Raw genomic sequence first — 6,583 nt, forward strand, 5'->3', positions numbered from 1 at the left:
CCTAAGATTAGCTTAACTTTTGAGATTTTCTACAGTTTCTGGGGTAGGGGGGTCTAAATCTCTACCACTTTTCGCCCCGGAAACGGGCGTGGGGTAACGCGTGAAAATTCGCGGTTTCAAACAGTGTGGCGAAATATACCGTAGAGTTCATTGGAATAACCGAGGTAAAAAATCGATTGTTTGGAGATGCATCAGTAGACTTGAGAATACAGGGTTAACTTGTCATTCCCGAACCGTGCTGGAGGATATGATAGGCCTTGCTACGGTGGAGGCAATTAATAAACTAATAGGGCAAAAGGATGACTTTTTAACTATCTTAAAGGAAAACATAGAAACAGTGATAAGTGAAACGGACAATAATATTGTTTCCGAGATAGATAAAAAGCTAGAGGAATTACAAAAAGATCTTTTGAGACTGGCCAATTCCAAAGAGGATTATAACGACATTGCCGATGAGATTTATAGGCTCAGAGAAGAAAGGCATAAGGCTTTAGCAGAAGAAGCTGGCAAAAAGGGCTCCAAGCAAAGGCTAGAAGATATGGAAAAATTCATTAATGAACAATCCATCCTCCTTGAGGAGTATGATGAGCAACTAGTAAGGAGACTTATAGAGAAAATAACGGTCTATGATGATAAACTAACTATTGAATTTAAATCTGGTATAGAAATTGATATAGAAAAATAAAACGAATTTGACCGCCGATTGAGGTGCAGTGGCATCTTAGTCGGCGCTTTTTGTCGTTAACTTATTATAAAACCATATTGACAACTATCGATATGCCTGATATTCTTGTTATAAGATATCGAGAATATTCGATGTCATTGATACATATGAATATATAGGAGGTAATTTTATGAAACATTCATATGCAGATTATGTTCCTGCAATTAAGGCTATGTCAGATGAAACACGGTTAAAGATTATAGATATGCTATCGTGTGGAGAAATGTGCGCATGCGATATATTAGAAGAATTCAGTATTTCTCAATCCACTCTTAGTTATCATATGAAGATATTATCTGAAAGCGGTCTTGTAAATGCAGTACGTGATGGGGCTTGGATGAGATATACATTAAACAAGGAAAAAACGGATGAGGTTATAGCTTTCTTTACATGCATAACAAACGATAAAGAAGATTGTATTTGTAAAAAGAGCAAAAATAAAAAATCTGATAATCAATGTTGTTAAGGAGGATTTAGTAATGAAAAATATTGAGATTTTTGACCCAGCAATGTGTTGCTCGACAGGAGTTTGTGGACCATCTATTGACCCAGAGCTGTTAAGAGTAGCAACTGTTATTAATTCGCTTAAAGAAAAAGGGATTATTATAAAAAGGCATGGTTTGTCAAGTGAACCTCAGGATTTTATCTCCAATAAAGTTATAAGTGAAATTCTACAAAAGGAAGGAGCAGATATTCTTCCTGTAACACTGGCAGATGGTGAAATTGTAAAAACCAAAAGCTACCCAACAAACGAAGAGTTTTCAGAATGGTTAGGGGTGGAAATAAGCACAAAACCTCAAAAGAAGAGCGGCTGCTGCGGACCAAAGGGGTGCTGTTAAGATGTTAAAGAATAATTATGAGCCATTTAGTTTAGATGGGATAAATCTGACTAAGTATATGTTTTTCACAGGAAAGGGTGGTGTAGGTAAAACCTCAACCGCTTGTGCTGTGGCAGTAAATTTAGCTGATAATGGAAAAAGTGTTCTCCTTATAAGCACTGATCCTGCATCCAATTTGCAGGATGTTTTTAATACTGAGCTTGATGGCAAAGGTGTGCCGATTGATGGAGTGCCGGGTTTAGTTGTGGCGAATCTTAACCCAGAGGAAGCTGCCAGAGAGTATAGGGAATCGGTTATTGCTCCATATAGGGGGAAGTTGCCGGATAGTGTAATTGTAAATATGGAGGAACAACTCTCAGGTTCATGTACAGTTGAAATTGCCGCTTTTGACCAGTTTTCGAACTTCATCACTGATAAATCCACAGAGAATAAATACGATTATATTATTTTTGATACTGCTCCGACAGGGCACACACTTCGTATGCTGCAATTACCATCAGCCTGGAGTAATTTTATCAGTGAAAGTACACATGGGGCGTCATGTTTAGGTCAGCTCGCTGGACTTCAAGATAAAAAGGATATGTATAAGAATGCGGTTGAAAACCTTGCAGATAAAGATAAAACAACTTTGATATTGGTATCAAGGCCGGAGGAAACTCCTTTGATTGAAGCTGAACGTTCAAGCAATGAGCTTAGTGAGCTAGGGATAAACAATCAGGTTTTAGTTATCAATGGTATACTGAGTGAAGCAACTGACGATGTTTCGATTAAAATGTTAGATAAGCAGCAAAAGGCTTTGGAAAATATGCCACAGGGTTTAAAAAAGTTTAAAATTTTCACTATACCACTTCGTTCCTATAACGTTGTAGGTATTGATAATATTAAAACATTTTTATATAGTGACGATTACACAAAAAATAATTTTTATAGCAAATCCTTAAATTTAAGACACCTAGATGTTCTGATTGAAGATATTTATAGGGCAGGTAAAAAAGTGATATTTACAATGGGCAAAGGCGGTGTTGGAAAAACAACTATTGCTGCAACCATTGCTGTGGCTCTTGCTAGAAAGGGTGTTAAGGTACAATTAACATCTACAGACCCAGCTAATCATCTCAAATATGTGGTTGAAGATACTAAAAATATTAAACTAAGTAAAATAGATGAAAAGCAGGAACTATTGCGATATCAAAATGAGGTATTAAGTAAGGCTCGTGAAACAATGAGCGAAGATGATGTTGCTTATGTTGAAGAGGATTTACGCTCTCCATGCACACAGGAGATTGCAGTATTTAGAGCTTTTGCTGAGATTGTTGACAAGGCTGAAAACGAAGTTGTAATTATTGATACTGCACCAACGGGTCACACGCTTCTGTTGCTTGATTCTACACAGAGTTATCATAAAGAGGTTCAGAGAACAAAAGGTGAAACGCCAATATCTGTTCAAAGATTACTTCCAAGACTTCGGGATGAGAAACAAACAGAGGTTATTATTGTTACATTGCCTGAAGCAACACCGGTATTTGAAGCTCAGAGACTGGGTGATGACCTAAATAGAGCGGGAATTAATAATAAATGGTGGGTGGTTAATCAGTGCCTTTCATTGACGAATACTAAAAATAGTATGTTAATAGCTCGCGCTGATGCTGAAAAGCAATGGCTGGAAAAAGTTAAGCAAATAAGTTCTGATAACTTTGTTGCAATCCCCTGGTTTCAGGATGCATCAATTGAAAATATAGTGGACTTTTCTGGAGGTAGTAAAAGCGATGAATAAAAGTGATGCTGGCTGTTGCTCTTGTGGCAGTGGTTGCTGCGGACAAGAACAGGAAAAAAGGCAGATTATAATAGAATTTCTTTATCTTGATCTGAGTGTATGTAAGAGGTGTCAAGGAACTGAAACTAATCTTGAGGATGCAGTTAATGAAGTATCAACGGTATTAAGAGCAGCAGGGTTTGATATAGTTATGAACAAGATTAATATAAATTCAAGGGAGTTAGCCATTGAATACCATTTTTTGAGTTCACCAACAATTCGTGTAAATGGCAGGGATATTGCTCTTGAGGTTAAGGAATCTTCCTGCAAAGAATGTGGGGATCTGTGTGGCGACTCTGTGGATTGCAGAGTTTGGGTGCAGGATGGTATAGAATATACGGAACTACCAAAATCCATGATTATTAACGCAATTTTGAAAGAAGTTTATAATGGCCATAGTTCAATCCCCTTGACAAATGAGAAATATGAAATCCCACAAAACTTAATTACATTTTTCGATAGCTTAGAAAGAAAGGAGGATTGATTTACATGAGTAAGGAACGTAATAGTGGAATTGGATTTTTTGAAAAGTACTTAACTGTATGGGTTATTTTATGTATGTTTGCAGGTGTATTGATTGGAAAGTTTTTACCCGGAATCCCAGCGTTTTTAGGGCGTTTTGAATATGCAAATGTTTCAATACCTATGGCTATTTTAATCTGGCTTATGATATATCCAATGATGTTAAAAGTAGATTTTCAAAGCATAAGAAATGTAGGCAAAAATCCTAAGGGGCTTTTTGTTACATGGATAACCAACTGGTTGATAAAGCCTTTTACCATGTTCGGCATTGCATGGCTGTTTTTCTTTGTAATTTTCAAATCTCTAATTCCGGCAGAATTGGCACAAGACTATCTTGCGGGAGCAATACTTCTTGGAGCTGCACCGTGTACAGCGATGGTATTTGTATGGAGTTATTTGACCAAAGGCAACGCGGCTTATACCGTCGTGCAAGTGGCAACAAATGATCTTATAATTCTCATAGCTTTCACGCCTATAGTTGCGTTTCTTCTAGGTGTGGGCGGTGTAACCATACCCTGGGACACTCTTGTTTTATCTGTAGTATTGTTTGTTGTTATCCCGCTGGCTGGTGGTATAATTACCCGTAATTACATCACAAAAAAGCGAGGACTCGATTACTTTGAAAAGAGTTTTATACCGAAGTTTGGGAATATCACTACCATAGGTCTATTGCTAACATTAATAATAATCTTTTCATTCCAGGGCGATGTAATTCTGAATAATCCACTTCATATTGTTTTAATTGCTATACCATTAATTATTCAGACTTTCCTAATCTTTTTCATTGCATATCTAGCAAGCAAGGTTATAAAACTACCTCATGAGATAGCAGCGCCTGCTGGTATGATTGGTGCCTCTAACTTTTTTGAACTGGCAGTTGCCGTTGCGATTGCATTGTTTGGAACACAAAGCCCAGCTGCACTTGCTACCATTGTAGGGGTTCTAACAGAAGTGCCTGTTATGTTGATATTAGTAAAGATAGCGAATAATACAAGGCACTGGTTTCCAGAAAAAAGCTAGAAAGGAGGTAATGCTTAATGAGTAATAAACTAAAGGTCGCATTTATATGTGTTCATAATTCATGTCGAAGCCAAATAGCCGAGGCACTTGGTAAGCACTTTGCAGGAGATATATTTGAAAGCTACTCTGCTGGCACAGAAACAAAACCTCAAATTAACCAGGATGCTGTGCGCCTAATGAAAGAGCTTTATGATATAGATATGGAGAAAACTCAACATTCAAAGTTGCTTGATGAAATACCTCCAGTAGATATTGTTATTACAATGGGGTGTAATGTGGAATGCCCTTACCTTCCATGTAAACACAGGGAAGATTGGGGGTTGGATGATCCTACAGGTAAGAGTGATGAGGAATTTAAAAAAGTAATATCAACAATAGAAACAAAAATAAAAGAGTTAAAAGCAAAACTAAAGTCATAATAATTATAACGCCAATTACAAATCTAGTAGTTGGCGTTATAATTATATATGTCGATATGTTCCCGCCTACCGATAGTGCAAAAAGTGCCTTTGACTTGTTTCCGACTACCGACAATGTAAAAGACATCAAACCACCCCGCTCGTTGCATGTTTAGACGGTGGTATTGATGTGACCGGGCTATATCTACCACATAATCACCAGTTTAGTACCATTTGAATAACATATAGTTAACTGTTTTGTTTGGGGGAATCTATATGGGGTGCTATATTAGGGTAGAACCCGGCGTAAGAATTTATGTAGAAGATGTAAACCCAGCGGGCAAAAAAATAATTCTCCTAATTCACGGGTGGCCGGGAAATCATAATCTATTTGAATATCAGTTTAACCAATTGCCTAAAATAGGGTACCGGTGTATCGGAATAGACTGTAGAGGGTTTGGTTTATCGGACAAACCTTGGCATGGTTACGACTATAACCGATTGTCAGATGATATCCGTAGCGTGGTAGATGCACTTAAATTACAGAATTTTACGCTTGGGGGACATTCAACAGGTGGAGCAATTTGTGTCCGATACATGGCCAGACACAAAGGCTACGGAGTATCGAAACTTGCTCTTTTTGCGGCGGCGGCACCCAGTCTCATCCAACGTCCATATTTCCCATATGGTCTAAAAAAACAGGCTGTGATTGATATCATCAAAGGCATATATAAAGATCGGCCCAATACATTGAGAGAGTTTGGAAATATGATCTTCCATAACTATGTTAGCAGCCCATTATCGGATTGGATTTTCCAATTGGGTTTGCAGGCGGCCAGTTGGTCCAGTGCAGCCATTGCAAATACCTGGCTAGATGAAGAAGGTTTATTTGACGACCTAAAAACAATTAAAGTGCCAACGCTTATTCTTCATGGTCTCAATGACCAAGTATGCCTATATCCATTGGCTATAGCGCAAAGGAATAGCATTAAAAATTCCAAACTGGTACCACTAGAAGCCTGTGGCCATTTTCTGTTCTATGATCAGCTTGATAGATTTAACAAAGAATTAATCCAATTTATTGAAGAATAGAGTGAGCATAAAGGGGATCATGTTGATGAGGGGCCGATAACCACAAGAGGGAGTATAAATAGTTATGTGTAAATAGGTTTCTTACCGTTTTAAATTTTATTGTTCCTTGGGAATTATTTTCCCAATAATTGGTGATAATATTCATGGCTCTTACCCATCAAAAGGATAGGGCAAT

The 6,583-nt window shown here is 37.7% G+C and carries 8 protein-coding genes; all 8 read left to right on the plus strand.

Annotated elements, in window-relative coordinates:
* Positions 1-100: 100 nt before the first annotated feature.
* The 8 genes from V6C27_10705 (at position 101) to V6C27_10740 (ending at position 6,408) form a co-directional block, all read left to right on the plus strand.
* On the plus strand, positions 101-685 hold the full coding sequence (locus tag V6C27_10705) for a zinc ribbon domain-containing protein (protein MEG6616885.1): 585 nt from the start codon (positions 101-103) through the stop codon (positions 683-685).
* 169 nt (positions 686-854) lie between these two features.
* The gene (locus tag V6C27_10710) at positions 855-1,190 is read left to right on the plus strand and encodes a metalloregulator ArsR/SmtB family transcription factor (protein MEG6616886.1); all 336 of its coding nucleotides are present in this window, start codon (positions 855-857) and stop codon (positions 1,188-1,190) included.
* Between the two features lie 13 nt (positions 1,191-1,203).
* Positions 1,204-1,563, plus strand: a complete 360-nt coding sequence (arsD, locus tag V6C27_10715) for an arsenite efflux transporter metallochaperone ArsD (protein MEG6616887.1) — start codon at positions 1,204-1,206, stop codon at positions 1,561-1,563.
* A gap of 1 nt (position 1,564) precedes the next feature.
* Positions 1,565-3,337, plus strand: a complete 1,773-nt coding sequence (arsA, locus tag V6C27_10720) for an arsenical pump-driving ATPase (protein MEG6616888.1) — start codon at positions 1,565-1,567, stop codon at positions 3,335-3,337.
* Positions 3,330-3,860 carry a DUF2703 domain-containing protein gene (locus V6C27_10725; protein MEG6616889.1) on the plus strand — a complete coding sequence of 177 codons (531 nt, stop codon included), beginning with the start codon at positions 3,330-3,332 and terminating at the stop codon, positions 3,858-3,860. Before arsA ends, V6C27_10725 begins: the two co-directional genes overlap by 8 nt.
* A 5-nt stretch (positions 3,861-3,865) precedes the next feature.
* Positions 3,866-4,918: an ACR3 family arsenite efflux transporter gene (gene arsB / locus V6C27_10730; protein MEG6616890.1), complete on the plus strand. Its 1,053-nt coding sequence runs from the start codon at positions 3,866-3,868 to the stop codon at positions 4,916-4,918.
* A 17-nt stretch (positions 4,919-4,935) separates the two neighbouring features.
* Positions 4,936-5,337: an arsenate reductase ArsC gene (locus V6C27_10735; GenBank protein ID MEG6616891.1), complete on the plus strand. Its 402-nt coding sequence runs from the start codon at positions 4,936-4,938 to the stop codon at positions 5,335-5,337.
* A gap of 255 nt (positions 5,338-5,592) precedes the next feature.
* Positions 5,593-6,408 (plus strand): alpha/beta hydrolase, encoded by an 816-nt coding sequence (locus V6C27_10740; protein MEG6616892.1) that lies wholly within the window; start codon positions 5,593-5,595, stop codon positions 6,406-6,408.
* Positions 6,409-6,583: the final 175 nt, after the last annotated feature.

The sequence above is a fragment of the Peptococcaceae bacterium 1198_IL3148 genome (assembly GCA_036763105.1).
Lineage (GTDB): Bacteria > Bacillota > Desulfotomaculia > Desulfotomaculales > Desulfohalotomaculaceae > JBAIYS01.